Origin of the sequence: Streptococcus sp. 22.1 (assembly GCF_016648645.1) — a bacterium.
GTDB lineage: Bacteria > Bacillota > Bacilli > Lactobacillales > Streptococcaceae > Streptococcus.
This window is the reverse complement of the sequence record NZ_JACLQK010000008.1, coordinates 24,686-51,591: the sequence shown is the minus strand read 5'-3', so window position 1 is coordinate 51,591 and position 26,906 is coordinate 24,686. Positions and strand designations below refer to the sequence as shown.

The window sequence follows — 26,906 nt, the reverse complement described above, 5'->3', positions numbered from 1 at the left end:
AAAATCTGGACCGCAGTCCAGAATCTTTCTCTTACATACGAATTTGTTCGCGTGTCTTCTCGTAAGATGATACAAAGCGATCTGTCACACCTGGTTCAACTGTTTCCAAGGCATAAGAGATTTCTTCCAAAGATGCATCATAATCATGATCAACCTCAAACAATTTAAGTGCATGCTCAAAGCTACTTTGAACAGCAGGTTCGAACGAACGGTAGCGGTTTGAGTATTGCAAGAGTTGCTCAGTCAAGGTTGCATTTTGAACAACCAAGTAAGCAGTCTCTTCCAAATGATCAATGGCGTTTTTAGATGTTTCTGTCAAACGCATTACCGCATCAATATTAATACGGCCACGGCTGAGTTCGTCCATAAGGGCCTCAATTTGAGCACTAGTTGAGAAGAATACACTCAAGAAGGATTGAGGAATACCTGGCAGGTTACGTTTTTCCATGTAACGCTTGATAACATGCAATTTATTAACATAAAGATCAAGCTCTTCACGTGCTTTAGCTTCGTTTATCTCAATAGCCTGAAGATTTTCAAAGACCTCAACCTGACCATTTTCAACAGCTGACAAGGTATTAAGACTCTTTTCAAAGATTTTCTCAAGTTCTGAGAATGGTTTTACCTGAGTTTCAAAATTTTCAAGGGTCGGAAGAACAGCCGTCTCCACACCTGAAATATCAGATGCAAAGCTACGAACATCTGCCGCATATGTTTCATCGAAGATGTAAGTCAACATGAGACGCTCAAGCTCTTCTTGAAGTTTCTTGTTGTTTTCTTTAGCATGCTTGAGATAATCTGGCAAAATTTTCTTTTGACGCATAACAACCTTGTATGAGGCAATTTCACGTTCAAAAATGCTATACAAGTTGTCAATTTTTTCTTGAATCTCAGCGTTTTCTTCTTCCGCACGGTCTAAATCAAGAGAAACCAACTCACTTGAGTTTGAACGGATAGCTTCACGAATTTCTTGGAAGCGACGTTCGATATTTTTCTCAGGGAAGTGATAATTTTGCTCAATCAACTTGCGATAGCCAGATTCCAAATCATCCAACTGATCTGGGAAATCATCTTCCAACTTAGCTACAATAGCAGGAATCTTCTCTGAAATTTGACCCAATGCAATAGTGTGCTCTTCTGCACGATCCAAGATAGTAGATGCTTCAACAGGGTCACCTGATGAGTTAAGAGTCACGAATTCTGCAAACTCAGCTTCAATGTTTTTAAGCTGCTTATTGATTTCGGTCATGGTAGAACCGAAATTATCAGAGTTTTCCTCGATTGAGTTTTGCAACTCTTCGTACAAGTCTAATGCATGCTTAACGCGAGCACTGTTCTTTTCTTCTTGTTCTTTCAAGGTTGAGAGCGCTTCGCGGATAGACTTGATATCTTCTTCCACAAGATCTAACTGACTCTCAATGTTATTGATTTCACCACTAGCCTTGAAGAAATGGAAGGTATCATTCATATTTTCAGCTTCGAAAATATGATTTTCAATATCTGCGAATGAATTTGTCGAGATATCAATCCATTTCTGATTCCATTCACGGAAGGTTGTTTGACTTTGTCCAATCAAGTGAAGCTTTTTAACTTCTTCAATTTCTTCGTTAATTGGCAAGTCAAACAATTTTTGCTTGCGTTCTTCAAGCTGTGCAATCCGCGAATCATTTCGTTTTCTAATAAGAATACCGACTAAGTAAGCGATAATTACGAGCATAACTACCACTACAATCAGTAAAACAATTCCGCTAGACATAGTTTCTCCTTAATCGTCTATTATGTTCATAAATGTAGAATAACATTACGATTATATCATAGTTATCCTAGCATTGCACCCTTTTCTAAAAGAATATTAGATATCTAGAGTACTGTAAACGGCATTTTCTTCGATAAATTCGCGGCGAGGTTCAACCTTGTCTCCCATCAGCATATCGAAAATCTTATCTGCTTCTGCAGCATCATCCACAGAAACACGTGCCATCAAACGATTTTCAGGGTCCATGGTTGTTTCCCAAAGTTGGTGGTCATCCATTTCACCCAAACCTTTATAACGTTGTACCGTAGGTTTTGAACGTCCCACACTATACTTTTCAAGAGCAGCACGCAATTTGTCTTCTTGATCGGCACCAGGTTGGATGTATTCTTTAATCTCAGAACCAACCTTAACCCCATAAATTGGAGGTTGTGCAATGTAGACATAGCCTGCTTCCAAGACTGGACGCATAAAGCGGTAAATCAAAGTCAGAAGCAAGGTACGGATGTGAGCCCCATCGACATCGGCATCGGTCATAATTACCAACTTGTGGTAACGAGCCTTGCTGACATCAAATTCAGCTCCAAAACCTGTTCCCATAGCTGTGAAGAGAGAACGAATTTCTTCATTGGCTAGAATCTTATCCATGCTAGCCTTTTCAACGTTCAAAATCTTACCTCGAATTGGCAGAATGGCTTGGAATTCACGGTTACGTCCTGACTTAGCAGAACCACCAGCTGAGTCCCCTTCGACAATGAAAAGTTCATTCATTTCGGCATTATTTGATGAACAGTCTGCCAACTTCCCTGGAAGGTTAGAAATTTCAAGACCTGACTTCTTACGTGTCACTTCACGGGCACGTTTAGCGGCGATACGAGCCTTAGAAGCTAAAATCCCTTTTTCAACAATCTTCTTAGCAATGGCAGGATTTTCCAAGAGGAAGCGACTCAAAGCTTCACTGAAGAGACGATTGGTAATCTTAACTACTTCAGAGTTTCCAAGCTTGGTCTTGGTTTGACCTTCAAACTGTGGGTTTGGATGCTTGACAGAGATGATAGCAGTCAACCCTTCACGAACATCATCCCCAGTCAAATTATCATCTTTTTCTTTGAGAATCTTATTCTGACGTGCATAGTCATTAATGACACGCGTTAAGGCTGTACGGAAACCTTGTTCGTGAGTACCACCTTCATGGGTGTGAATGTTGTTTGCAAAACTCATCACTGTTTCATGATAGCCAGTTGTATATTGCATAGCAACTTCAACCGAAATACCATCCATTTCACCATCAGTGTAGATAGGTTCGTCAAAGATAACATCCTTGTTTTCATTGATGTATTTCACATAAGACGTGATACCACCTTCGTAGTGATAATGTTTCTCTTGTTCGAGACCTTCACGCTTATCTGTGATAGAGATACGGAGCCCCTTGTTCAAAAAGGCTAACTCTTGGATACGTTTAGCCAATTTTCCAAAGTCAAACTCGGTTGTTTCTTGGAAAATCTCTGGGTCTGGCGTAAAGTGAACAGTCGTACCATGTTTCTCTGTTTCACCAATTACTGCCAAATCTGCTACCACGACCCCACGTTTATACTCTTGGAAGTGGATGTGGCCATTTTTATAAACCTTAACATCAAGTTGGGTTGAGAGGGCATTAACGACCGAAGAACCAACCCCGTGCAAACCACCAGAGACCTTATAACCGCCTCCGCCGAATTTACCACCAGCGTGAAGTACTGTAAAGACAGTTTCAACTGCAGGACGGCCAGTTTTTTCTTGGATATCGACTGGAATACCACGACCATCATCGACAACGGTAATAGAATTGTCCGGCTCAATAAAGACCTGAATATGAGTGGCGAAACCAGCTAAGGCCTCATCAATTGAGTTATCGACAATCTCCCATACCAAATGATGCAACCCTTCTTTTGAGGTTGATCCAATATACATACCTGGGCGCATACGTACCGCTTCAAGCCCCTCTAGGACTTGAATCTGGCTGGCATCATATTCTTGCGCTTTTTCTTCAAGATTTTTTAATTCATCAGTCATTTATGTCACAATCTCCAATAATGATTTATGGCCGTCAACAAGCAAGGTATCCAGACCTGCTGCTTTTCCTGCCTCTATATCTATCTGGCGGTCACCAATGACCAAGCCGTGTTTAATATCGTATTTGTTAATTAAATAAAGGAAACTATCTGGACTCGGCTTTCTAGCAAAGCCATTTTCAGAAGTTACAACCTCTGTAAAATAAGAGGCAATTTCTGCTTTGTCAAGGATTTCTAGCACCAAGTGATTACGGTGGCTAACCAAAAAATTACGCCCACCCTCAGCCACAATCTTAGCTAGGACAGCCTTAGCACCTTCAAAAAGAACAGGTTCCTGTAGATGCTTGGCTTCCTCCTGCTTATATAGGGTTCGAAAATCAGCTATATCAGGCGCAAACATAGCAATGGCAGTACTCGTTGATACCTTAAGGGCATCATAGACTGCTTGAGGTTCTGCTGTACGCTCAAATTGTTCTAAAGTTGCTAGAAAGGCTTGGGTTGATACCTGGTAATTATCCAACAAGGTACCACCCAAATCCCAGATATAATCTCCATAATTCATAACCTTAATTATAACATAAAAGGTCAGATTTTGCTTGTTTTTCACAGCTAAAAAGGCTTGGAAAACCTATCCAAACCTTAATTTTTTATTTCAGAATCAAACTTGCCACAATAGGACTAATAAAGACATATAATATCCCTGTTACAGCGATCGAAAGACCACCCATGGCACCTGCAACCTGACCATATCTGAAGGCAGCTCCGGTACCTACGGCGTGTCCAGTTCCTCCGAGTGAAAGTCCGATAGCAACTGGATCTTTAATGCCAATCATTTTTAAGAAGACAGGACCCAAGACAGAGGTTAAGATTCCCGTAATAACAACGACGACCAAGGTCACTGTTGTAATCCCCTGCATTTTTTCCGAAATTCCTACAGCCATGGCAGTCGTTACAGACTTAGGAAAGAGAGAGATGGCTAAGAAATAATCCATCCCAAAAAGCTTAGCAATCAAGGCCGTATAACTCGTATTTAGAACACAGGCAACAGTTGATCCAATTAGAATACTCTTATAGTGATGGCGCATGAGGTGTAGATTTTTATAAAAAGGAACTGCTAGCGCGACTGTTGAAGGAATAATCAAACTGTTAAGATAAGAGCCACCGACATAGTAATCCTTGTAGGAAATACCTGTATAGTGCAAAATGACAATAATCAAGGCAGTCGATACAAGGAGTGGCGTTGTCAAAGGATTAGGAAAACGGCGATAAATCAAAAGCCCTATTGTGTAAGCTAGTACAGAAAGTGTTAGCCCAAACAAGGGTGTATTAAAAAAATTAGCCACGTTTAACCTCCTCGTAATCACCTTCAAAATGCTTTTTGATGAAACCGACAACTACTGCAATCACTACAATATTAAGAACCAAGGCTCCCATAATAATCAAAATAATAGGGACAATATTCGCTGAAATAGCATTCCACCGTTCCATAATACCGACACCTGCTGGCAAAAATAGAATGGTCATATTGGCAATTAAAAACTCTGCTACTGCATGAATATGACGTAGACGAATCCACTTAAGCTGAAGAGCAATAAGAAGCAAGAATAGGCCAATAATGCTTCCAGGAATAGGTAATTTGAAGAATGTTGAAATAGCTTCACCAATAACGGCAAACAAACAAATCAACATAAATTGAACGTAGTATTTCACGACTTGCCTCCTAGGTTTAATCACCTATTAGTCTACTCCTTTTTTTTTGAATTTCAAGAGTTTTCAGTAAATTCTTTTGAAAAATTGAGAGGTATAAATCAGCCTCTTTGAATATAAAAAAATCCAACCCTAAGGCTGGACTTTATCACAGATGCCACCACCGAGAATTGAACTCGGAACGGAGCATTACCATTGCTCTATTATACCATTTAACTATAGCGGCAACTGTTTTAATCTTACCATACTTCTATTTACTGTGGCAAGATTTTTTGCTTATTTTTTATAAATTTAAGTCTTGGTAAGGCGTACGGTAACCCACCTGTAAAACCTTACCATCTTTAATCAAGATAGGACGTTTAATCAACATACCATCTGAAGCCAAGAGTTCAACAGCTTCATCAAGAGATAGGGTTGGCAACTTATCCTTTAGACCTAGAGAGCGGTAGGATTGACCACTCGTATTGAAGAATTTCTTAAGTTCTAAATCTGACCCTTCCAAAAGCTCTTTTAAAAATTGAGCTGAAGGTGGATTTTCCTTAATATTAATAGATTCAACATCTAAACCTAATTGATTGAGTTCTGCCTTTGCCTTACGACAAGTGCTACATTTGGGATATTCATAAAAAGTATACATGTTTTTCTCCTTTTTTCTAGCATAAGACATCTGTCTAAGGATTGTCAAACCTAATGCCTTCTAAATGAAGTAAGAAACGCTTAGCGTCTTCTCCTGCAGCGTATTTTCCTATATGACCACTACTAGGAAGAACCCGATGACAAGGGACGATAATCAACCAGGGATTCTTACCAACAGCAGTTCCTACAGCCTGAGCTGATTGACATGAAATCACTTTACCAATCTGACTATAAGTTATGCTCTGCCCCGCAGGAATGTCCCGTAAAGCTGACCAAACCTTTAGCTGAAAGGCTGTCCCTCTATCAGCTAGAGGGAGGATATCTGGACTTGGATGATTGCCTTTAAAATAAGCCTCTAACCAATTCTTGGTCATTTTCAAGATAGGATTTGAGGTGTCTACTAGCTCCTCTTCCTTGATCCCTGCCTGAAAATGTTTTTGCCCCTCCAACCAAATACCATAAAGTGCTTGGTCACTAGCCACCAAGCACAAGCGTCCAATAGGAGATAAATAATACTGACGATAAAGCATGTCTTTATTATAACAAAAAAGACAGGAATCTCTTGTTCCTGTCAATTAACTCTTATTATTTACCTTTAATCAAACGCACACGAACGATATTGTCACTAGCTTCAAACTTAGCAACCAATTCATCAATCTTAGACTTGTCTGTTTCATCAAGGTCAAGAAGTGTATAGGCATAGTCGCCCTTAGAACGGTTGATGATATTATCGATATTGATATTAAAATCAGAAACCGCAGTAGAGATACGAGCCACAATATTAGGCACGTTTTTATTAATCAAAGTAATACGGTATGGGGCACTCAAGGCCTGTTGCACACGTGGGAAGTTAACAGAGTTAACAATTTCACCTGTTTCCATGAAACGGCGAATGGTTTGACCAGCCATAATCGCACAGTTAAGTTCTGCTTCACCTGTTGATCCACCGACGTGTGGGAAGACAGTCACCTTAGGTTTGTTAAGAAGATCTTCTGTACCAAAGTCTGTGATATAGCGTTTAACCACACCTGTTTCCAAAGCATCAAAGAGAGCATCGTTATCTACCAACTCTGCACGGGCAAAGTTAATGATAGTTGTCCCTTTTTGCATGAGGTTAAAGGCATCCGCATTGAAAGTACCTTTTGTATCTGGTGTCAATGGAACGTGAACAGTGATATAGTCACAGTTTTCAAAAATCTCTTTAAGATCAGAAACACGTTTTACATGGTGAGAGATATTCCAAGCAGCTTCAATAGAAACATATGGGTCGTAACCATAGACCTTCATTCCCAAACGGTAAGCATCATTGGCAATACGTGCACCAATAGCACCGAGCCCGATAACACCCAATGTCTTACCAGCAATCTCGCTACCAGCAAACTGTTTCTTACCTGCTTCAATTTGTTTAGGAACATCATCACCACTAAGTGTGTTAACCCAAGCATTAGCCGCAATATAGTCACGTGCTGAGAGTAAGATAGAGGCCAAAACAGCTTCTTTAACAGCGTTGGCATTGGCACCTGGAGTATTGAAGACAACAATCCCTTTTTCAGTTGCTTCGTCAACTGGGATATTGTTAGTACCTGCACCAGCACGCGCAATAGCTTTCAAGTTGTCAGGAAAAACAGTGTCATGGAGATTTTGACTACGAATGATATAGGCATCCGGATTTTCCGCTAAATCACCATCAATTTGGAAATGATTTCCAAGTTCCTTCAAACCAATCTGGTTAATATTGTTATACGTTTTTACACTAAATACCATAATTTTATTCCTCTTAAATCAATGTATCCCGTGGTGAGCTGCTTCATCAAGTTCTTGATAAAAGGCTTGCTCTCGCTTAGTTTTGATTTTCTGATAAGCAAGACGTTCACCATCAATAGGAACCTTGCCACAATAGACATAGCCAAGTTTCTCCAAAATATGCTGCATGACAGTATTCTTTTCATGCGTATCGCAACGGAAATCATGAGCATCCGTTCCCTCAATAAGACCTTGAATGAAGGTTTGAGCAATGCCCTGACCCGAAAATTCACTTAAAACGGCGATTCTATGAAAAGTAATGTAGCGCTTATTGTGGTGTTTCCAGTCCCCATCATAGATTTTGTCGTAAGCAGGGTCTCCATCAACAATCACCGCAGCATAAGAAACGATTTGACCATCAACAATTCCTACATAGGCCTGCCCATTAAGGACATCGTCAAAGATAGTTTCTTCAGTAGGGTAACCATCAGCTCCTTGCCATTGGGTACTCCCCGCTTCTGCTAAAGCAGTTCTAGCACTCTCAATCACAGTCATGATAGCCCCAATTTCATTTGGGAAGGCTTGTCTAATTTCCATCTCTTTACCTAATTATTTATTTTCGGCTTCAAATTTCTTCATAAAGTCAATCAAGTCAAGTACACCCTGACGTGGGAATGCATTATAAACACTAGCACGCATACCACCTACTGAACGGTGTCCTTTGATATTCTTGAAACCAAGAGCATCTGCTTCTGCTACGAACTTAGCATCCAACTCTTTACTTGGTGTTACAAATGGGATGTTGCAGACAGAACGATCCTTGGCATCTTTGACAGGATTTGTGTAGAAATCAGATGACTCAATGTAGTCGTAAAGAAGACCTGATTTCTCACGTTGAATTTCAGCCATCTTGTCCACGCCACCGATTTCATTTTTAACCCAGTCAAAGACGAGTTTTGAAATATAGATGTTGAAACATGGTGGTGTATTGTAAAGTGATCCTGCTTCAGCTTGAATACGGTAATCCAACATGGCAGACAATTGTGGTTGGTCATTAAGGAAGTCTTCACGAACGATAACCACTGTCACCCCAGCAGGTCCAATATTTTTCTGAGCGCCAGCATAGATGAGGGCAAAGTCCTCAACATTGTAACGAGCAGCCAAAATATTTGAAGACATATCAGCTACAATTGGCACACCATTAGTATCAGGCAAATCGTAGATAGATGTTCCTTCAATGGTATTGTTCGTTGTCAAGTGAACATAAGCAGCTTCTGGATCAATTGTTGCTGGGTCAAAACTTGGGATATGATCGTAAACAGTTTCTTCTGAAGAGGCCAAAAGAATTGGTTCAAAAGGAATGGTTTTTGAAAGTTTAACAGCTTCTGTGTAAGCTTTTTTACCCCATGAACCACCTACAAGGTAGTAAGCTTTCTTACCTTGAGCGAGGTTAAGTGGGACCATTGTAAATTGTGTTGAAGCGCCACCTTGCAAGAAAATAACCTTATAGTTATCTGGAATGGCCATAAGCTCACGAAGTGTCGCTTCCGCATCTTTAACGATTTTGTCAAATTCTGGAGAACGGTGGGACATTTCTAGCACGGACATACCGGAATCTTGATAGTTAAGCAATTCAGCTTGGGCTTTTTCAAGCACTGGTTTTGGTAATGTAGCAGGTCCTGCTGAGAAATTATAAATTGTCATAAAGACACCTCCAAAATTTTAATGGTCCTATTATAGCGAATTTTCTGAATATTGTAAAGTGTTAACAGTAAAAAACGAACGGGATTAACCGCTCGCCTCAAAAAAGTTAGCTATTTTATGTATATTTTGATCAGTAATTGATTTTAGTATCCGTTTATTTTTGCTTAAGAAAATAGGATGCCCCAATTAGATTAGCTCCATTATGATGATGACAAGCAACAATCTTGGGACGTTTAATAATTTTACCGATAAAGTCAATCTCATGGTGAACCTTATCAAACTGGCGGTTGACCTCCTCGATAAGTATCGGCTGGGCTGAAATACCACCTCCAATAACAAAGGTTTCCATATCAAAGATGGTTTGAAGATTCAAAATGGTGATGGCTAGGTTACGGCAATAGTTTTCAAAAAGCGGATAGACTGTCTCATCTCCTGCATTTATGCCCCTAAACGCCGCTAAACCATCCTTTAAATCAGAGTTACCCAGCACTTCATTTACCTTGGTAATTAAACCAACAGCCGACAAAGTCATGCCTCGCATCAATGAAGGATCAACTTTTTCCATTTGAACTGGTAACAGAAAGGTCAACTCACCCGCTTGAAAGTGGCTTCCTTGAAAAAGTTTACCATTAATAATGAATCCACCACCTAGACCTGAACCCAAAACAAGGGCTGCACCATTGGTCACTCCTTGCAAATGACCTGTGGCTAGCTCTGCCAAGGCCGCTGCTTTACCATCATTAAGTGCCATTACAGGCAGATGGTACTTGGCTTCAAGGACCTCTTTAATACGAAAGCCGTGGAAGAACCTCAATAAGCCACCATGATAAATCACACCTTCCTCAGTATCAACCGTCCCTGGAACACTAATTGCTATACCTGATAAGTCTACTTCAACTGAAGTAACTATCTGATCAATCACGTCAATAGCTTGTTCTAAGTTTTGTGGGGATGACTGCGTCGGCAGACTCTTTTTAATGGCGAACTGCTCCGAAACAAGTGCTGACTTCACCTGTGTTCCCCCAAAATCAATCGCTAAAATCGTCATAAGCATCCTCCACAGATTGTTTTTCGTCATTATAACACAAAAGAGCAAAAACTAGAAAAAACGGTTCCAAAATGCTATCATAAACTTACAGAATTAGATAAAAGGAGTATCTCACATGACTAAATTTCTACACACTTGTGTCCGTGTCAAGGACCTAGAAGCCTCACTTAAATTTTATAAAGAAGCTCTTGGTTTCAAAGAAGCTCGTCGCAATGATTTTCCAGAATATAAGTTCACCCTTGTCTATTTACAACTCGAAGATGATCCTGATTATGAGTTGGAATTAACCTATAACTACGACCATGAAGCTTATGATCTCGGGGATGGATATGGTCATATCGCCGTTGGTGTTGATGACCTAGAAGCTACACACCAAGCTCACAAAGAGGCTGGCTACACTGTTACAGACCTCTCAGGTCTTCCTGGTAAACCAAAAATGTACTACTTTATCACTGATCCAGATGGCTATAAGATTGAAGTTATCCGTTTGACGCAATTCCTAGAAAAATAAAACAAAAAAAGTCAGATCGTATAGATCTGGCTTCTTTTTGTGCTTAATTTTTATTATCTGTCTTTAAGGCTGACAAAATTTGGGTACGAATATCATCCACACCGTTTGGATTATTTGGTAGGAATAAGGTTTGATTGCCTTTAGCCGCAAAAGTATTAAGCGTATCTAAGTATTGGTTAGTCAAAAGAATAGACATAATCTGCTCTTCAGACATACCCACATTGGCCTCTTTAAGTTCTGCGATTGATTCAGCCAATCCATCAACGATAGCCTTACGTTGTTGGGCAATACCAACCCCGTGAAGACGATCTTTTTCAGCTTCAGCTTCAGCTGCTGTGACAATCTTAATCTTATCAGCTTCTGCCAATTCTTGAGCTGCGACACGCTTACGTTGAGCAGCATTGATTTCGTTCATAGACTGTTTAACTTCAGCATCTGGTTCAACTTTGGTAATCAAGGTCTTAACAATGATATAACCATAAGTTGTCATTTCTTCAGCCACTTGGTGTTGAACCTCAAGGGCAATTTCATCTTTCTTCTCAAAGAGTTCATCGAGCGTCAATTTAGGAACTGATGAACGGAGAGCATCCTCAATGTATGATTTAATTTGAGCTTCTGGACGCATGAGTTTATAGTAAGCATCTGTAACATTTTGCTCATTAACACGATATTGAGTAGCCACATTCATCATGACAAAGACATTGTCCTTTGTCTTAGTCTCAACCACAATCTCACTTTGAAGCAAACGTAATTGAATACGAGCGGCAATTTTATCGATACCAAATGGTAAACGCATATGAATCCCACTCGTTGCAATTTTTTGATAACGCCCAAAACGTTCAACGATAGCCACTGACTGTTGACGTACAACGTAAAGCATACTGATGAGAATTCCCAAAATAATCAGGAATGAAAACAGTAAAAAGAGAAGTGCTGCTTGCATGTTAAGTCCTCCAAAATAAACATTAAAAATTTCTTTGCTTTATTATAGCACAGTGATACAATTTTTCAAGAAAAATAGTATGGTTCATTTGAAATAGTGTAAAAGAGACACTTTCTTTATCGCTTATGTGTTAGCACTCCTGAAAACTTGGAAACTCCTGTTAGTCGAGAAATTTGTCCGCAATAGGCGAGACTTTTCGATGTAAGAAAAAGGCTGAAACGATTGCGTTTCAGCCTCTTAGTATTTTCGAAAATAAAATCGTTGGAAGAATCATTCTAGATGGCATCTAAAACTCAAATCTCAAAAGACTTATTTACGATACATCTTGACTTGAAGGTAAATATCGTTATAGATTCCTAGCCATTTTTGTCCCAAGTTGTTATAGACTTCAAGGTTTTTAATGGTTGATTCTGATGGATAAAAGGCTTTATCATCAGTGATACTCTTTGGAAGCAAGGCTTTAGCTGCTTGGTTAGGTGTGGCATAACCAATATATTCAGCATTTTGGGCTGCATTTTCCGGTTTAAGCATGAAGTTGATAAAGGCATAAGCCTCTTTTTCATGCTTTACAGTCTTAGGAATCACCAGATTATCAAACCAAAGATTTGAGCCTTCAGATGGGACAACATAACGTAGGTCCTCATTTTTATCAAGCATCTCACTAGCTTCCCCTGAGAAGGTTACTCCAATGGCCGCATCACCTTGAACCATGTAGCCCTTCATCTCGTCACCAACAATAGCCTTGATATTTGGTGTTAGACTATTAAGTTTAGTTTCAGCCAAACGTAATTCAGTCATGTTCTTCGTATTCAAGCTATATCCCAGGCTATTCAGTGAGAAACCAAGGACTTCACGCGCGCCATCAACTAGCATAATCTGGTTTTTGTAATCTGGTGACCAAAGATCATCCCAGTGCTGTGGTGCTTTTTTCACCAATTTTGTATTATAAACAATACCGACAGTTCCCCAGAAATAAGGGATGGAATAGTCATTGAGAGGGTCAAAACTAAGTCCTTTAAAGCTTGATCCAATCTGGTCAAAACCTTTGATTTTAGATTTATCCAACTTCACCAAAAGGTCTTCCTTAACCATTTTATCAATGGTATAGTCTGACGGTACAGCGATATCGTAGGTTGTTCCGCCCTGCTTAATCTTGGTATACATAGCTTCATTGGAATCAAAGGTTTCGTACTGAACCTTGATGCCCGTTTCTTTTGTAAACTTGGTCAGGAGGTCTGGGTCAATATAATCACCCCAGTTATAGATAACTAATTTGTCCGACACATTTCCTGTACGACTCTGCATGTAGGCAGAGATGCCCCAAAGGAAGAAGATAATGGCTAAGATACCTGCCAGAAATTGATAGAGTCTACGCATCCTGCTCCTCCTTCTCCTTGGTAATCGCATAATAACCTATCACTAAAAGAATAGAGAATAGGAAAACAACGGTTGACAAGGCATTGATTTCCAGAGAAATCCCTTTACGTGCACGTGAGTAAATTTCCACAGCAAGTGTTGAAAAACCATTCCCCGTTACAAAGAAGGTTACTGCAAAGTCATCCAATGAATAGGTAAAGGCCATGAAATAACCAGCAATAATACCAGGTGTCAAGTATGGCAACATAACCTCACGTAACATCTGCCATTGAGTGGCACCTAGGTCATAAGCGGCATTCACCATATCTCGATTCATTTCCTTGAGACGTGGCAACACCATGAGAACCACAATTGGGATTGAAAAGGCAATGTGACTCAATAAGACAGATACAAAACCTAGTTGGAAACCAATCAAGGTGAAGAGAATCAAGAAACTTGCACCAATCATGACGTCCGGTGCAACCATGAGCACGTTATTTAGGGATAAAATCCCAGTCTGTTGCTTCTGCTTACTCTCATAGATAAAGATAGACCCAAAGGTACCAATAATCGTTGCTAGAAGAGCGCTAAGGAAAGCTAAAAAGAAGGTTTGAGCCAGAATTAACATAAGACGGCTATCTGAAAACATGCTCTGGTAGTTATCTAGAGTAAAACCTGTGAAACTATTCATATCGCCACCACTATTGAAAGAATAGGCGATTAAATAAAAGATTGGCAGGTAAAGGATAACAAAGACAAGAGCTAAATAGAGATTTGCAAATTTTTTCATTGACGTCTCTCCTTTGTTAACCACATTGTCGCAATCATAGCAACAATAAGAACAACACCAATGGTTGCCCCCATTCCCCAGTTTTGTGTCGTGAGGAAGTGCTGTTCGATAGCTGTCCCTAGGGTGATAACTCGGTTACCACCAATCAAGCGTGTCAGCATAAAGAGGCTGAGACTAGGAATGAAGACCGACTGGACACCAGAGCGTACCCCATTAAGCGATAAGGGAAAAATAACCTTGGTAAAGGTCTGCCAATCATTGGCTCCCAAATCTTTACTTGCATTCACAATATTTTCATCCAAATCATCCAGTGCATTGAAAATCGGTAGAATCATAAAGGGAATTTCAATGTAGCTAGCTACGAAGATAAAGGAGAAATCCGTAAAGAGGATTTGCATGGGGGCAATCCCAAAGAAACCAAGAAAAGCATTGATACCACCTTGTTGACCAAAAATCCCCATAAAAGCATAGGCTTTCAGAAGGAGATTGACCCAGGTTGGCAAAATGACCAACATTAACCAAAGTTGCTTATGCTTCAGTCTGGTTAAGAGATATGCTGTCGGATAAGAGATAAGGAGAGTTACCAGAGTAATGATGGCTGCATAAAGAACCGAGTTAAAACTCATCCTTAAGTAAGTCCAACTGGAAAAAAAGGTGCCATAATTATCCAATGTAAAGTTGCCACTGATATCAAAGAAAGACTGATAGAGTAGCATGAGCACTGGAGCAACCACGAAGAGTAGGAGCCAAAGGAGGTAAGGTACCGAGAAGAGGCTAGCTGTTTTCTTCATAGCGCTCCTCCTCAATGGCATTAATCAAGCCATCTTCATGTTCTTCCACTTCCACATATTCTTCAATACGTGCATCGAACTCTTCTTCTGTCTCATTAAGACGCATGATATGAATATCCTCAGGCGTAAAATCAAGACCGATAATCTCACCCTCAATCGCCTTACGGGTTGAATGGATCATCCATTCATTGCCAAGATTGTCATAGGCAATGATTTCATAGTGGACCCCACGGAAGAGCTGAGTTTCCACGCGAACTTGCAATTTACCTTCCTCAGGAAGTGTAATCTGCAAATCTTCAGGACGAATAACCACTTCGACAGGTTCGTTAGGACGCATTCCTCCATCGACAGATTCAAAACGTTTCCCATTGAACTCAACCAAATAGTCCTCAATCATAACACCTGGAAGGATGTTAGATTCTCCAATAAAGGTTGCAACAAAGTGATTGATAGGTTCGTCATAGATATCAACCGGAGTTCCTGATTGAACAATTTCACCATCGTTCATAACAAAAATCCAATCCGACATGGCCAAGGCTTCTTCTTGGTCGTGGGTAACAAAGACAAAGGTAATCCCTAGACGTTGCTGCAATTCGCGCAACTCGTATTGCATTTCAGTACGTAGTTTCAAATCCAGTGCTGACAAGGGCTCATCCAAAAGGACCACACGTGGCTGGTTAATAATTGCTCGGGCAATGGCCACACGTTGACGTTGACCACCTGATAATTTTTGAATTGAGCGTTTTTGATAACCATTGAGTTGAACCATCTTTAAGGCTTCTTCTACACGCTCTTCGATTTCCTTTTTAGGCACCTTTTTCAATTTAAGGGCAAAAGCCACATTGTCAAAGACATTCATATGTGGAAAGAGGGCATAGGATTGGAAAACGGTGTGGACATCCCTTTTATTGATAGGAATATCATTGATACGCTTTCCATCCAAAAGGACGTCACCACTGGTCGCATCTAGGAGACCTGCAATGATGTTCAAAATTGTTGATTTACCAGAACCAGAAGCCCCAAGTAGGGTATAGAACTTACCTTCTTCTAGTTCAAAGTTGATGTCTTTTAAAACTTGTGTGCCACTGTCTTCAAACACTTTTGAGACGTTTCGAAAGGCAATAATCGGATTAGTCAATTGTCATAAATCCTCCATGGATAGCAAATATAGGGATAGGGTTTTATTAGTTTAATTTATCGCCAATGATACGTACTTCAGGCTCTAGTGTAACACCTGAATTTTCCTTAACTTTGGCGATAACATCTGCAATAAGGTCTTCATAATCTTTAGCTGTTCCGTGATCAACATTGACCATGAAACCAGCATGCTTAGTTGACACCTCGACACCGCCGATACGATGTCCCTTGAGGTTAGCTTCCATAATTAGCTGACCTGCAAAGTGACCTGGTGGGCGTTTAAAGACCGAACCACATGAAGGGTATTCAAGAGGTTGTTTAAGCTCTCGCAAGTGATTAAGACGGTTCATCTCATTCTTGATTTGCTCGTAGTCTCCTGGTTTGAGGTTAAATTTAGCTGAAATAACCACCTCTCCTGTTTCTTGGAGCACTGAACGACGATAACCAAAGCGCATATCTCTTGCGTCAATCGTACGAATATCACCGTCTTTTGTAAGAACCTGAGCAGAAACCAAGATATGGGCAATTTCGCCACCATAGGCACCCGCATTCATAAAGACGGCACCACCAACACTACCTGGAATCCCCGCTGCAAATTCAAAACCAGTCAAACTTTGGAAACGAGCCACCTTGGTTGTCGCAATCAAATTAGCCCCCGCTTCAGCTTCAATCTGATAACCATTAACAGCAATACCATTAAGTCTGTCAAACATAATCACAAAACCTCTGATACCACCGTCACGGACAATCAAATTACTGGCATTACCGAGCACCATCCAAGGAATGTCATGCTTATTAGCAAATTTGACAATACGAGAGAGTTCATAGCGGTTACGTGGAAAGGCCAAATAATCCGCTGGACCACCAACCTTGGTATATGTATAACGTTTTAAGGGTTCGTCGAAACGAATATCAATCCCCACTAAATCTTCTTTAAGTTCATCTAACATGTTATTTTCCATACTTTTTCTATACATTTATTTCTTTGTAGGTATCGTGATAGACTTCCCCATATTACTATCACTACCTAAAAATGAGTTAGTATTTTTCCCTAAAAATAAAAAGAAAAATACGGCAAAAAGCCAAGATTAATTATAGCAAAAAATCCCCATCTTGACGACAAGGAATTTCACGCAAAGCTAGTCCATAACTTCCAATTTACGGACATCACTAGTGTTTAATTGACTCAAATATTTTTTGTAGGCTTGGCCAGTTTTAGGGTCAACCAAATCATCTGCTATTTCTATCAAGGGAACCAAAACAAAAGCTCTCTGACTCATATAAGGATGGGGCACTTTAAGGTGCTCAGTCTCCCAGATTTCCTGCCCATATAGAAGAATATCAATATCTACTGTCCGAGGCCCCCAATGCTCATGACGAACGCGGTCAAGATTTTTTTCAATTTTCTGGCAATAACTTAATAAGGTTTCAGCCGGCAACTGAGTCTCTAAGACCAAGGCAAGGTTCAAAAAATCAGCCTGTTCTGTCAGTCCCCAAGCAGCCGTTTCATAATAGGAAGATACTGCTTTAACCTCTGTCTCAGGTAAGTCATTCAAGGCCTCCACAGCTTTTTGGAGATAGTCCTGACGATTACCCATATTAGATCCCAAACTCAAATAAACTCTTGTCATCGGCTACGCTCCAATTCAATACCAACACTCTTATAATGCCCATTAATTGGTGGATTTTCCTTGGTAATTCGAACTTTAATAGATTGAATAGGTGCAAATTGTTCAAATAAATCCTCACAAATCGCACCCGCCAAACGCTCAATCAAAATGTACTTTTTATCTTCCACTTGTTTTTGCACGGCTTCGAAAACCAAACCATAGTGAACCGTATCATCTAGATTGTCACTCTGTGAAGCCTTAGTTAGATCAACAGTCAATTCCAAATCAACCACAAAAATTTGCCCTAGGGTCTGCTCCTCAGCAAAAGCCCCGTGATAACCATAAAAACGGCAACCATTTAAAATAATTTTATCCATAGTTTCTCCTTAAGACACTAGACTCTTCTTTATTCTAGCACAAAACAGTTGAAAAGTTGGTCTCTAATTAGTATGATATTTTAGACAGATCTGAAGTTAGTGCATTTACATTTTATGCAATCGATTGCATAAATCTTCTGATTTGGTAAAATATAGGCACAGGAGCTAAAAAGAGACTCCTGAATTATAAGCAAGACTATCTCAACTAATAAGGAAAAAAACTATGACAAATCAAACCGCAATGCAATATTTTGAATGGTATCTCCCAAGTGACGGTCAACACTGGAACAATTTGGCTGAAGATGCCCAACATTTAGCAGACCTAGGCATCAGCCACGTTTGGATGCCACCCGCTTTTAAAGCTACAAACAAAGATGATGTTGGTTACGGGGTCTATGACCTCTTTGACCTTGGAGAATTCGACCAAAAAGGAACAGTCCGCACCAAATACGGCCTCAAAGAAGAATATCTCAATGCTATCAACCAACTCAAAGAAGTTGGTATTGTACCTATGGCCGACGTTGTGCTTAATCACAAGGCGGCAGCAGATAAACTTGAGACCTTCGAAGTGGTCGAAGTTGACCCAGAAGACCGTACCCAAGAGATCAGCGAACCATTTGAAATCGAAGGCTGGACACATTTCACCTTTGACGGACGTAATAAAGCCTACAACGATTTTGAATGGCACTGGTACCACTTTAACGGAACCGACTTCGATGCCAAACGTAATAAAAGTGGTATCTATCTTATCCAAGGTGACAACAAAGGCTGGGCAGACAACGACTTGGTTGACAACGAAAATGGTAACTTCGACTACCTTATGTATGCCAACCTAGACTATAAACACCCTGAAGTTATTGAAAATATTTACGAATGGGCAGACTGGTTCGTTGAAACAACAGGCGTTCAAGGGTTCCGAATGGATGCCGTTAAGCACATTGATTCTTTCTTTATGCGTAATTTTATTCGCGATGTCAAAGAAAAACAAGGTCAGGATTTCTATGTCTTTGGTGAATTTTGGAATGGTAACGAGGAGGATAACAATACCTATCTTGAAAAGATTGAAAAACGTTTTGACCTCGTCGATGTTTCCCTCCACAACAATCTACACAACGCTAGCACAGCGGGAGCTGATTATGATTTAACAACAATTTTCGAGCATTCCTTGGTCAAAAATCATCCTGAACATGCCGTGACCTTCGTAGACAACCACGACACTCAACGCGGACAAGCTCTAGAATCTACTGTTGAAGAATGGTTTAAACCAGCTGCTTATGCTCTCATTCTTCTCCGTGAAGACGGTCTTCCTTGCCTATTTTATGGTGACTACTATGGCATTGAAGGTGAATTTGCCCAAGAAAATTTCCAAGAGATTCTAGATACCTTGCTCTACGCTCGTAAAGACCTAGCTTACGGAGAGCAAACAGACTACTTTGATGATCCAAACTGTATTGGATGGACACGCTCTGGCAACGAAGATGGCACTCCATTAGCTGTAACAATCTCTAATGATGCTGCTAACAGCAAGTCTATGGAAATTGGTAGTGATTGGGCCGGCCAAACCTTCTATGACATTCTTGGAAACTGCTCTGATACTGTAACCATTGACGAAGACGGATGGGGAGACTTCCCAGTTTCTGAAAAATCTGTCAGCGTTTGGACAATTCAAGACTAAGAAAAAAAAGCTCAATCGAGCTTTTTTTAGTATCATAAAATCCCTGAAATGGTCTTAACAATATCACGATTGGCATCAACATTATGCACACGAACAATCTGACATCCTTTGGTAACTGCATAGCCAGATAAGGCAGCTGTCCCCTGGTCGCGATCCTTAGCTTGAGTATTCCCACCTAGTAGGTAGTCCACAACTCGCTTACGAGAAATTCCAAAAAGAACAGGATAGCCCAAGGAAACGACCTTGTCCAAGCCTTTTAGCAGATCAATATTGTGTTGGACATTTTTAGCAAATCCAAAGCCTGGATCAATCCAGATATTGTCCTTGGCCACACCTGCTTCCAAGGCGGCCTGAGCACGTTGACTGAGGAATGTACAGACATCTTCTGTGACATCATTGTATACTTCTTCTTTTTGATTATGCATAAGGATAATCGGCACATTCTTTTCAGCTGCTAAAGCTAACATCTGACCATCATAAAGTCCAGCCCAGACGTCATTTAGAATATCTGCACCTGCTTCAAGAGCAGCTCTAGCAGTGGCTGTCTTATAGGTATCAATACTGATAAGCACATCATATTTTGCCTTGATAGCCTGAATAACTGGAACGATACGAGCAATCTCTTCTTCCTCAGTGACAAATTCTGCTCCAGGCCTTGTGGATTCACCACCCACATCGATAATGCTAGCTCCTTGGGCAATCATACGCTCAACTTGATCCAAGGCATCCTCTACAGTGTCAAAATCGCCACCATCTGAGAAAGAATCAGGGGTGACATTCAAGATTCCCATAATACAGGCCTTACCTGCAATCTCATGTTTGCCTATAAACATCTTAACTCCTAAAAATCACGCATCAATGAAAGAATTTCCTTGCGTTCTTCACGGTCTTCTTTATAAAGGCCCTTAGCGACAGTTGTGATTGTCTTACTTCCTGGTTTCTTAATGCCTCGCATGGTCATGCACATGTGCTCTGCTTCAACCATGACAAAAACTCCTCGAGGATTCAGAGCTTCTTCAAGTGCTGTAGCAACTTGATCCGTAAGACGTTCTTGCAACTGTGGACGACGAGCAGCTACTTCAACCGCACGCGCTAATTTGGAAAGTCCTGTCACCTTGTCTCCACTTGGCAAATAAGCCACATGGGCCTTACCATAAAATGGAACCAAATGGTGCTCACACATAGAGTAAAAAGGAATATCCTTGACAAGGACAACTTCATCATGGACTTCTGAAAAGACAGCTGTAAATTGATCCTTAGGGTCTTCATTTAGACCTGAAAACATCTCAGCATACATCTTAGCCACACGTTTTGGTGTGTCCAAAAGTCCCTCACGCTCAGGATTTTCACCTAGAGCTTCCAATAGTTGATAGACTGCTTGTTCTACTTTTTCTTGATTTGCCATAATTTCCTCTTGCAACGTTATAATACTATCTATTATACCTTATTTTGCTGGATTTTTCTTGCAAAAAATGAGATTTCCTAGCTACCTAAACCTCAAAAAAAGCGAAGACTACCTTTCATATAGAGGTTATCTTCGCTTATATTTTTTAGTCTTTCAAGTGGTAAGAATAGGATGAAACGACAATATTCTCACGCCATTTGAGGTAATATTTCAATCGCAAACTCATCTGGTTATGAAGCATGGTTTGCCATGATTTTTTAGGCACAAACTGAGGAATCATGACTGTCAGAGTCGCATTATCCTTCTCAGCTTGAGTGGCGACCTCGTCCACATACTGAATGGTTGACTGAGTGATTGAGCTGTACGGTGATTGGATATGAACCATCTCAATTTCAGGGAAATATTTTTTAAACTCTTGTTCAGTTTCCTTGTCCTTGTTCTCAGTATCCTTAGTAGATACATGCATGGCGATAACCTTGTCACCAATAGAACGTGCATAGGAAATAGCTCCGATATTAGCCTTGGTAACATTCCCAACGAGGATAAGAACAATATTTCCTTGATAATGGTGTTCTTCTACCGCTCCATCAATACGCAACTGTTGAGCAACACCATTATAGTGTTTTTTAATCTTAAGGAACATCCACATCAAGATTGCAATAATTGGGAAGAATGGCCAGATATCTCCTAAACGGAAAAGGAAGAGAATGAGAACAATAGCATAACAAATGAGGGCACCCAAGATATTAGCTAAAGAGTGTTTCCAGAATCCCTTACCATATTCACGAATCCAATGGATAACCATCCCCGTTTGAGAAAGAGCAAATGGAATAAATACACCGATGGTATAAAGTGGAATCAACCGTTCCGTATTTCCTCGGAAAATAAACAAAAGGGTAATGGCACCAATTGCAAGTGTCAAGATCCCATTAGAGTATCCCATACGTGCCCCTTTTTCAAGGTACATGTGAGGCATGTATTTATTTTTCGCCATATTAAAGGACAACATCGGAAAGGCTGAAAAACCTGTGTTAGCCGCTACTGCAAGAATCATGGCAGTAGAGAATTGGAAAACGTAAAATAGAATACTACCAATCCATGACTGACCGAGAATTTCTCTAGCCATTTGTGACAAGATGGTTACTCCTGCATGAGGTGTAATACCTGTCCACCAGTTGAGGAAGGTAATTCCCGCAAACATAGCCCCCAAAATGCTAGACATGATAAAGAGGGTTGAAGCTGCATTTTTGGCCTTAGGTTTCTTAAAGAAAGGCACCGCATTAGAGATAGCTTCTACCCCTGTCAATGAGGCAGAACCTGAAGTAAAGGCCCTTAAAATAAGAATCAATGACACACCTGTAATTGGTTGTCCTAAATGTGCTGTGGCTGCGTATGGCATATGACCCGTTAAAATTTGAAAGAAACCAAATCCCAACAAGAATAGCGTCGAAACAATGAAGAGATAAACGGGTATCATCAAAGATTTTGCCGATTCACGCATTCCCCTAAGGTTCATAACCATCAAAACAAGCACCAAAATCATTGATATTTCAAGATTGAAAGGATGCAGGAAGGGAAGGGCTGAAGTAATGGCATCTGCACCTGAGGCCACTGAAACAGCAACCGTCAACATGTAATCGACCAAAAGACTACCACCAGCTATCAAGCCAAACTTAGGAGACAGATTTTCCGTCGTTACCACATAGGCGCCACCACCTTGAGGATAGGCTTTGATAACCTGTCTATAAGAAATGGTAAGACTGGCCAAAAGGACGAGAACCAAAAGTCCAATAGGGATTGACCACCAAATAGCCGCACTAGATACAGCTGTCAGAACCAAGACGACCTGCTCTGGACCATAGGCGATAGATGAAAGTGCATCACTCGACAACATGGCCAAGGCCTGAATCTTGGACAATAAGTGTCCATCACCACTATCATCATGAGTTAAAGGTTCACCGATTAAAATGTTTTTCAGACGTTGAAACATTGTGATCTCCTTACTTTTAAAACATACGAGGGCTATTATACGCCCCTAAATGTCATCTTTCAAGTCTTAACCATCACTTGCCTGCTCTAAAACCCATTTTCTGACCTGAGAAATGAAGTATAGAGATCCCGTTACCACATAAAGTTTCTTATTGTCAGTCGTCATATGTTCTTTAATCCATGTTTTGAAGTCTGGTACCTGCTTATAGGCCTCTGGGTATTTATCTAATTTAACACTGTTTGGATAGTCAAAACTCGTTACAGTCAAGTCACCAACCGATTTTAGTTGGGCAAGCATTCCGTCAATAGGCTTGGTATCAATCGCTGCAAAGAGAAGTTCAATCTCCTTATTGGCATACTCTGATTGCAACAAGTCAATCAAAACTTTAACACTCTCATTATTATGAGCACCATCAATCATGAGATTAGGTCTTAAAAATTCTGTTCGACCTCTCCAATTGGCATGAGCTAGTGCGTCCTTTATGAGTTTAGGAGTTACTTTAGGATAATCTTTTTGAAGCAATAAAGAAGCCATAATAGCTAAACTAGCATTTGCTACTTGATGTTGACCAGCCATGGCCAAGGCTATATCATCTAACTTTTGATCCCCATAGGTAAAATCAAAGGAATGACTAGACCCTTCAGCTGTGAAATCTCTCCCCAATTCATAGGTCTTGGACCCTTCTTCACGCGCCTTCTTCTCGAAAACATCTCTAACATCAGTACGGTCAGTCGCATAAATAAAAGGAGCCCCATTCTTCAAAACACCAACTTTTTCTGCTGCAATTTCAGCATGGGTATTTCCCAAAATAGCCTGATGGTCCAAACCAATCGAAGGGCAAAGGACTGCCAAAGGCTTAAATAGATTAGTCGAATCATGAAGGCCACCCATTCCAGCTTCAATGAATGCGATATCAACAGGATGGACCTGACCAAAATAGAGGAACATCAAGACTGTGATAATTTCAAACTCTGTCGCATTTTCATGCTCTGTCTCTTTTGGTAGACGTTCAACCACAGGCTTCACACGACTAACCAAGTCAAGTAAGTCCTCTTCTGAAATCATCTGACCATTAAGAGAGATTCGTTCCTTGAAGTCAATAATATAGGGCGAGGTAAAGGTTCCAACTTCATAGCCTGCCTGGGTAAAAATTGTTTGTAGGGCATTGACTGTAGACCCTTTGCCGTTTGTTCCCACGATATGCACAGCCTTGAGATTATTTTGTGGATTTCCCAATTCTTTAAGCATCCAAGCCATACGCTCCAAGCCAGGCTTGATACCAAATTTTAATTGTCCATGAATCCAATCCAATGCTTCCTGATAAGTCATAATTACTCCTTTTTTGGCTAATGCTTCAACTTAGTCATTAAACTGACCTTTAAACTAGATTCCTAGTTTTTCCTTGAGCTTAATGAGTTGACATTCTTATTATACCAAAGACTTATAGTCTATAACCAAAATATGCAAAAAAGGCAACCCTAGGGTCACCTCTTAAGCTTTCTCTTTTTCGTCAATAACAAGACGAACTTTTTTACCTTGAGTAGGTACCGAATAGACAATCGCTCTTATCGCCGTAATAGTACGTCCTTTTTTCCCGATAACACGCCCAATATCGGCTGGGGCAAGATCAAGATGGTACTCCAAAAACTCAGGACCGTCAATGATTTTGATGGTCAACTGATCTGGTGAAGCAATTAAAGGTTTAACGATAGCGATAATAAGATTTTCAATGGTATCCATAGGCTAAAAAATTATTTTGAGAATTTTGATTCGTGGAATTTCTTCATAACACCTTCTTTTGAAAGGATGTTACGAACTGTATCTGAAGGTTGTGCACCTTTAGACAACCACTCAAGAACACGCTCTTCTTTAAGTGTTACTTGGTTTTCTTCAACGAGTGGGTTGTAAGTACCAACTGTTTCGATGAAACGTCCATCACGTGGAGCACGTGAATCTGCAACGTTAATACGGTAGAAAGGTTTTTTCTTAGAACCCATACGAGTCAAACGGATTTTTACTGCCATTTTTAATATCTCTTTTCTTTAGTTTTTTTATTATGGTGAGGGCTCTTATCGCCCCTCGACCCTAACTAGTATACCATATAATTTTTATGTGTCAAGAAAAAAACTTGACAGACTTAAATTTTCTACAAAAAAAAATTAGAGTTTGACTCTAACTTCCTTTTAGACTATTTCTTAGTTGTGGTCTTATGATTTTTTTCATAAGCTACTTTTGCTTCAGCATATTGAGCTTCTAAACTCTTAGCCGCTGCCTTTGACACTTTCTCATAAGTATCACGACTAGTCAACTTGCCATCCTCGTTGTATGTAGAAACAACCATGGTATCTTTATTTACAGTATAAGACTTGGTGCGTTTTCCTTTACGGTAGAGTCGGTAGTTATCTACGTTATCCGAAATATAGTAATCTACTAGATTCTTATCTGCATTTGGATAAAGTTGCGAGACAACTTTAGTCAACTCACGCTTAAATTCTGAAACTTCTTTAGTATAGGTAATAGATTTATTCCACTGATCAACAACTTGATATTCCTTCAAATAATCTGAAGCTGTAAAAGTAGGCTGATCCTCCTCACCTTTTTTATAGAAGTAAGAATGCGTTTGTAAATTATTAGAATGATCAACTTTAAGGAAAGAGACGTAAATCTCATCTTTATCTTCATGTTCTTTCAGAGCATTGGTTAACTTACCAGAATTTTCGTCCAAGACCTTAGACGATTTTAATTCCCAAGTTCCCTCAATGTTCCCCGAAGCATTACGCCAAAAACCGTATACACCACCAACAAGCAACATCAAAACAACAGCAACAAGACTAGAAATCAAGGCTCCTTTGCCCCAATTTTTGGCCTTTTGCGATTTTTGATTAGCGTTTTGAATCGTTTCTAGAAGACGAACCTGACTTTCCAATCTCTTTTCTAGTCTGGCAACTGTCTGTTCTTCCTTAGATTTAGCTTTAGCAGCTAATTTTTCAGCCTTTTTCTTATCACGAGTAGCTTGACGAGCAAGCTTCTTAGCTGCTTTTTCTTCCTTATGATCAAGTTTTGTCAAATCCTCAGACAATCCAAGATGCTGTGCTTGGTTACTGAAAACTGGAATAGATTGATTAGGCTCACTCGAGGTATTAACAGAATGATTTCCTGCATCTGGACGGGTTGGCGCATAGCTTGCCAAACGCTCCTTAGCCTCTGCGACGCGTTTGCGTTGTTCCTCTTCTTTTTGAATATCCTCAGCCTGACGGCCCGACTGAATGGTTCTTACTTGACCAACAGTCTCTTGAGATAGGGCCTTCCTCTTTTCTTGGGCCGCATTTGCCATAGCCTCTTGCGCGTTGTCACGCTCTTTCTGAGACTGGGCTAGTGCTCTGGCAGTTGCGGTTCCTTCTTCAAACTGTTGGTCAGCTGATGATTCTCCTTGATCAGCTACTTGGTGAGCCTCTGCACCTTCAGAAAGAACAAACTCTCCTCGTTCCAAGGCTTCTTTAAAGTCGATTGGTCTTGGTTTTCGGCCATTCACAGCCTCAAAGTACTCTAACCATTCGTCTTTCAACATAATAAATCCCCCTGAATTAAAAAACACATGATTAACTTCCCTATTTTACCATACTTTTTAACATAAAAATAGGGATTAACAAGAATTCTAAAAATTCTTATTAAATCCCCA

At 40.2% G+C, this 26,906-nt stretch carries 28 protein-coding genes and 1 tRNA gene; 2 read left to right on the top strand and 27 right to left on the bottom strand.

The features are described 5' to 3' along the window. Positions 1 to 31: 31 nt before the first annotated feature. The 12 genes from ezrA to H7U04_RS05615 form a co-directional block, all read right to left on the bottom strand. A complete protein-coding gene (gene ezrA / locus H7U04_RS05670) occupies positions 32 to 1,756 on the bottom strand; it encodes a septation ring formation regulator EzrA (protein WP_070656459.1) in 1,725 nt (574 codons plus the stop codon). A gap of 96 nt (positions 1,757 to 1,852) precedes the next feature. After that, positions 1,853 to 3,805, bottom strand: a complete 1,953-nt coding sequence (gene gyrB / locus H7U04_RS05665; protein ID WP_037601635.1) for a DNA topoisomerase (ATP-hydrolyzing) subunit B — start codon at positions 3,803 to 3,805, stop codon at positions 1,853 to 1,855. Then, positions 3,806 to 4,366, bottom strand: a complete 561-nt coding sequence (locus H7U04_RS05660) for an HAD-IA family hydrolase (RefSeq protein WP_037601631.1) — start codon at positions 4,364 to 4,366, stop codon at positions 3,806 to 3,808. A gap of 85 nt (positions 4,367 to 4,451) precedes the next feature. Beyond that, on the bottom strand, positions 4,452 to 5,147 hold the full coding sequence (locus H7U04_RS05655; RefSeq protein ID WP_002886784.1) for an LrgB family protein: 696 nt from the start codon (positions 5,145 to 5,147) through the stop codon (positions 4,452 to 4,454). Further along, complete coding sequence (locus H7U04_RS05650) at positions 5,140 to 5,514, bottom strand: CidA/LrgA family protein (RefSeq protein WP_002884266.1); 375 nt, start codon at positions 5,512 to 5,514, stop codon at positions 5,140 to 5,142. Before H7U04_RS05650 ends, H7U04_RS05655 begins: the two co-directional genes overlap by 8 nt. Positions 5,515 to 5,666: 152 nt before the next feature. After that, positions 5,667 to 5,737 (bottom strand) — tRNA-Thr (locus H7U04_RS05645). Positions 5,738 to 5,794: 57 nt separating this feature from the next. Then, the gene (locus H7U04_RS05640; RefSeq protein WP_037611955.1) at positions 5,795 to 6,148 is read right to left on the bottom strand and encodes an arsenate reductase family protein; all 354 of its coding nucleotides are present in this window, start codon (positions 6,146 to 6,148) and stop codon (positions 5,795 to 5,797) included. A gap of 34 nt (positions 6,149 to 6,182) precedes the next feature. Continuing rightward, complete coding sequence (locus tag H7U04_RS05635; protein WP_195435479.1) at positions 6,183 to 6,677, bottom strand: methylated-DNA--[protein]-cysteine S-methyltransferase; 495 nt, start codon at positions 6,675 to 6,677, stop codon at positions 6,183 to 6,185. A 55-nt stretch (positions 6,678 to 6,732) separates the two neighbouring features. Continuing rightward, positions 6,733 to 7,911 (bottom strand): 3-phosphoglycerate dehydrogenase family protein, encoded by a 1,179-nt coding sequence (locus H7U04_RS05630; protein ID WP_201043121.1) that lies wholly within the window; start codon positions 7,909 to 7,911, stop codon positions 6,733 to 6,735. An 18-nt stretch (positions 7,912 to 7,929) separates the two neighbouring features. Next, the gene (locus tag H7U04_RS05625) at positions 7,930 to 8,487 is read right to left on the bottom strand and encodes a GNAT family N-acetyltransferase (protein WP_201043119.1); all 558 of its coding nucleotides are present in this window, start codon (positions 8,485 to 8,487) and stop codon (positions 7,930 to 7,932) included. Positions 8,488 to 8,499: 12 nt separating this feature from the next. Beyond that, positions 8,500 to 9,594, bottom strand: coding sequence for a 3-phosphoserine/phosphohydroxythreonine transaminase (serC, locus tag H7U04_RS05620; RefSeq protein ID WP_014632766.1), 1,095 nt, complete (start codon positions 9,592 to 9,594; stop codon positions 8,500 to 8,502). A 154-nt stretch (positions 9,595 to 9,748) separates the two neighbouring features. Continuing rightward, positions 9,749 to 10,642, bottom strand: a complete 894-nt coding sequence (locus H7U04_RS05615) for an ROK family protein (RefSeq protein ID WP_201043118.1) — start codon at positions 10,640 to 10,642, stop codon at positions 9,749 to 9,751. Positions 10,643 to 10,757: 115 nt separating this feature from the next. Between H7U04_RS05615 and H7U04_RS05610 the strand changes: the two genes are divergently transcribed. Next, positions 10,758 to 11,153, top strand: coding sequence for a VOC family protein (locus H7U04_RS05610; RefSeq protein WP_002884456.1), 396 nt, complete (start codon positions 10,758 to 10,760; stop codon positions 11,151 to 11,153). A gap of 43 nt (positions 11,154 to 11,196) precedes the next feature. Here the strand turns inward: H7U04_RS05610 and H7U04_RS05605 are convergent, their stop codons facing one another. The 8 genes from H7U04_RS05605 to folB all read right to left on the bottom strand — a co-directional run bounded on the left by H7U04_RS05605 (position 11,197) and on the right by folB (position 18,157). Beyond that, positions 11,197 to 12,096 carry an SPFH domain-containing protein gene (locus tag H7U04_RS05605; RefSeq protein WP_004183097.1) on the bottom strand — a complete coding sequence of 300 codons (900 nt, stop codon included), beginning with the start codon at positions 12,094 to 12,096 and terminating at the stop codon, positions 11,197 to 11,199. Positions 12,097 to 12,405: 309 nt separating this feature from the next. Further along, complete coding sequence (locus tag H7U04_RS05600; RefSeq protein ID WP_155198207.1) at positions 12,406 to 13,473, bottom strand: ABC transporter substrate-binding protein; 1,068 nt, start codon at positions 13,471 to 13,473, stop codon at positions 12,406 to 12,408. Further along, a complete protein-coding gene (locus H7U04_RS05595) occupies positions 13,466 to 14,242 on the bottom strand; it encodes an ABC transporter permease (protein ID WP_002884421.1) in 777 nt (258 codons plus the stop codon). The genes H7U04_RS05600 and H7U04_RS05595 overlap by 8 nt, the downstream gene beginning before the upstream one ends. Next, positions 14,239 to 15,033, bottom strand: a complete 795-nt coding sequence (locus H7U04_RS05590; RefSeq protein WP_002884253.1) for an ABC transporter permease — start codon at positions 15,031 to 15,033, stop codon at positions 14,239 to 14,241. The genes H7U04_RS05595 and H7U04_RS05590 overlap by 4 nt, the downstream gene beginning before the upstream one ends. Next, on the bottom strand, positions 15,017 to 16,171 hold the full coding sequence (locus H7U04_RS05585) for an ABC transporter ATP-binding protein (protein WP_002884517.1): 1,155 nt from the start codon (positions 16,169 to 16,171) through the stop codon (positions 15,017 to 15,019). Before H7U04_RS05585 ends, H7U04_RS05590 begins: the two co-directional genes overlap by 17 nt. Before the next feature lie 46 nt (positions 16,172 to 16,217). Next, entirely contained in the window at positions 16,218 to 17,120 is a 903-nt protein-coding gene (gene murB, locus H7U04_RS05580) for a UDP-N-acetylmuramate dehydrogenase (RefSeq protein WP_022496810.1), read from the bottom strand. A 189-nt stretch (positions 17,121 to 17,309) separates the two neighbouring features. Next, positions 17,310 to 17,801: a 2-amino-4-hydroxy-6-hydroxymethyldihydropteridine diphosphokinase gene (gene folK / locus H7U04_RS05575; RefSeq protein WP_110981115.1), complete on the bottom strand. Its 492-nt coding sequence runs from the start codon at positions 17,799 to 17,801 to the stop codon at positions 17,310 to 17,312. After that, complete coding sequence (gene folB / locus H7U04_RS05570; protein WP_070576740.1) at positions 17,798 to 18,157, bottom strand: dihydroneopterin aldolase; 360 nt, start codon at positions 18,155 to 18,157, stop codon at positions 17,798 to 17,800. Before folB ends, folK begins: the two co-directional genes overlap by 4 nt. Before the next feature lie 223 nt (positions 18,158 to 18,380). Between folB and H7U04_RS05565 the strand changes: the two genes are divergently transcribed. Continuing rightward, a complete protein-coding gene (locus H7U04_RS05565) occupies positions 18,381 to 19,832 on the top strand; it encodes an alpha-amylase (RefSeq protein ID WP_110981116.1) in 1,452 nt (483 codons plus the stop codon). Between the two features lie 32 nt (positions 19,833 to 19,864). On the opposite strand, the gene folP is transcribed toward H7U04_RS05565, so the two are convergent. The 7 genes from folP to H7U04_RS05530 all read right to left on the bottom strand — a co-directional run bounded on the left by folP (position 19,865) and on the right by H7U04_RS05530 (position 26,795). Then, the gene (gene folP, locus H7U04_RS05560; RefSeq protein WP_201059400.1) at positions 19,865 to 20,665 is read right to left on the bottom strand and encodes a dihydropteroate synthase; all 801 of its coding nucleotides are present in this window, start codon (positions 20,663 to 20,665) and stop codon (positions 19,865 to 19,867) included. A gap of 8 nt (positions 20,666 to 20,673) precedes the next feature. Then, entirely contained in the window at positions 20,674 to 21,237 is a 564-nt protein-coding gene (gene folE / locus H7U04_RS05555; protein ID WP_002884345.1) for a GTP cyclohydrolase I FolE, read from the bottom strand. A 145-nt stretch (positions 21,238 to 21,382) separates the two neighbouring features. Then, on the bottom strand, positions 21,383 to 23,227 hold the full coding sequence (locus H7U04_RS05550; protein WP_110981118.1) for an APC family permease: 1,845 nt from the start codon (positions 23,225 to 23,227) through the stop codon (positions 21,383 to 21,385). Positions 23,228 to 23,293: 66 nt separating this feature from the next. Further along, a complete protein-coding gene (locus tag H7U04_RS05545; protein WP_201059398.1) occupies positions 23,294 to 24,556 on the bottom strand; it encodes a bifunctional folylpolyglutamate synthase/dihydrofolate synthase in 1,263 nt (420 codons plus the stop codon). 162 nt (positions 24,557 to 24,718) lie between these two features. Further along, positions 24,719 to 24,967: a KH domain-containing protein gene (locus H7U04_RS05540; RefSeq protein WP_002884680.1), complete on the bottom strand. Its 249-nt coding sequence runs from the start codon at positions 24,965 to 24,967 to the stop codon at positions 24,719 to 24,721. Positions 24,968 to 24,978: 11 nt separating this feature from the next. Continuing rightward, a complete protein-coding gene (gene rpsP, locus H7U04_RS05535; RefSeq protein WP_002884675.1) occupies positions 24,979 to 25,251 on the bottom strand; it encodes a 30S ribosomal protein S16 in 273 nt (90 codons plus the stop codon). Between the two features lie 164 nt (positions 25,252 to 25,415). Further along, positions 25,416 to 26,795: a hypothetical protein gene (locus tag H7U04_RS05530; protein WP_201059395.1), complete on the bottom strand. Its 1,380-nt coding sequence runs from the start codon at positions 26,793 to 26,795 to the stop codon at positions 25,416 to 25,418. Positions 26,796 to 26,906: the final 111 nt, after the last annotated feature.

Excerpts from the sequence above, each read along its gene's own strand:
- ezrA (WP_070656459.1), bottom strand. The coding sequence starts at position 1,756 with ATGTCTAGCGGAATTGTTTTACTGATTGTAGTGGTAGTTATGCTCGTA.
- gyrB (WP_037601635.1), bottom strand. The coding sequence starts at position 3,805 with ATGACTGATGAATTAAAAAATCTTGAAGAAAAAGCGCAAGAATATGAT.
- H7U04_RS05660 (WP_037601631.1), bottom strand. The coding sequence starts at position 4,366 with ATGAATTATGGAGATTATATCTGGGATTTGGGTGGTACCTTGTTGGAT.
- H7U04_RS05640 (WP_037611955.1), bottom strand. The coding sequence starts at position 6,148 with ATGTATACTTTTTATGAATATCCCAAATGTAGCACTTGTCGTAAGGCA.
- H7U04_RS05635 (WP_195435479.1), bottom strand. The coding sequence starts at position 6,677 with ATGCTTTATCGTCAGTATTATTTATCTCCTATTGGACGCTTGTGCTTG.
- H7U04_RS05630 (WP_201043121.1), bottom strand. The coding sequence starts at position 7,911 with ATGGTATTTAGTGTAAAAACGTATAACAATATTAACCAGATTGGTTTG.
- H7U04_RS05625 (WP_201043119.1), bottom strand. The coding sequence starts at position 8,487 with ATGGAAATTAGACAAGCCTTCCCAAATGAAATTGGGGCTATCATGACT.
- serC (WP_014632766.1), bottom strand. The coding sequence starts at position 9,594 with ATGACAATTTATAATTTCTCAGCAGGACCTGCTACATTACCAAAACCA.
- H7U04_RS05615 (WP_201043118.1), bottom strand. The coding sequence starts at position 10,642 with ATGACGATTTTAGCGATTGATTTTGGGGGAACACAGGTGAAGTCAGCA.
- H7U04_RS05610 (WP_002884456.1), top strand. The coding sequence starts at position 10,758 with ATGACTAAATTTCTACACACTTGTGTCCGTGTCAAGGACCTAGAAGCC.
- H7U04_RS05605 (WP_004183097.1), bottom strand. The coding sequence starts at position 12,096 with ATGCAAGCAGCACTTCTCTTTTTACTGTTTTCATTCCTGATTATTTTG.
- H7U04_RS05600 (WP_155198207.1), bottom strand. The coding sequence starts at position 13,473 with ATGCGTAGACTCTATCAATTTCTGGCAGGTATCTTAGCCATTATCTTC.
- H7U04_RS05595 (WP_002884421.1), bottom strand. The coding sequence starts at position 14,242 with ATGAAAAAATTTGCAAATCTCTATTTAGCTCTTGTCTTTGTTATCCTT.
- H7U04_RS05590 (WP_002884253.1), bottom strand. The coding sequence starts at position 15,033 with ATGAAGAAAACAGCTAGCCTCTTCTCGGTACCTTACCTCCTTTGGCTC.
- murB (WP_022496810.1), bottom strand. The coding sequence starts at position 17,120 with ATGTTAGATGAACTTAAAGAAGATTTAGTGGGGATTGATATTCGTTTC.
- folK (WP_110981115.1), bottom strand. The coding sequence starts at position 17,801 with ATGACAAGAGTTTATTTGAGTTTGGGATCTAATATGGGTAATCGTCAG.
- folB (WP_070576740.1), bottom strand. The coding sequence starts at position 18,157 with ATGGATAAAATTATTTTAAATGGTTGCCGTTTTTATGGTTATCACGGG.
- H7U04_RS05565 (WP_110981116.1), top strand. The coding sequence starts at position 18,381 with ATGACAAATCAAACCGCAATGCAATATTTTGAATGGTATCTCCCAAGT.
- folP (WP_201059400.1), bottom strand. The coding sequence starts at position 20,665 with ATGTTTATAGGCAAACATGAGATTGCAGGTAAGGCCTGTATTATGGGA.
- folE (WP_002884345.1), bottom strand. The coding sequence starts at position 21,237 with ATGGCAAATCAAGAAAAAGTAGAACAAGCAGTCTATCAACTATTGGAA.
- H7U04_RS05550 (WP_110981118.1), bottom strand. The coding sequence starts at position 23,227 with ATGTTTCAACGTCTGAAAAACATTTTAATCGGTGAACCTTTAACTCAT.
- H7U04_RS05545 (WP_201059398.1), bottom strand. The coding sequence starts at position 24,556 with ATGACTTATCAGGAAGCATTGGATTGGATTCATGGACAATTAAAATTT.
- H7U04_RS05540 (WP_002884680.1), bottom strand. The coding sequence starts at position 24,967 with ATGGATACCATTGAAAATCTTATTATCGCTATCGTTAAACCTTTAATT.
- rpsP (WP_002884675.1), bottom strand. The coding sequence starts at position 25,251 with ATGGCAGTAAAAATCCGTTTGACTCGTATGGGTTCTAAGAAAAAACCT.
- H7U04_RS05530 (WP_201059395.1), bottom strand. The coding sequence starts at position 26,795 with ATGTTGAAAGACGAATGGTTAGAGTACTTTGAGGCTGTGAATGGCCGA.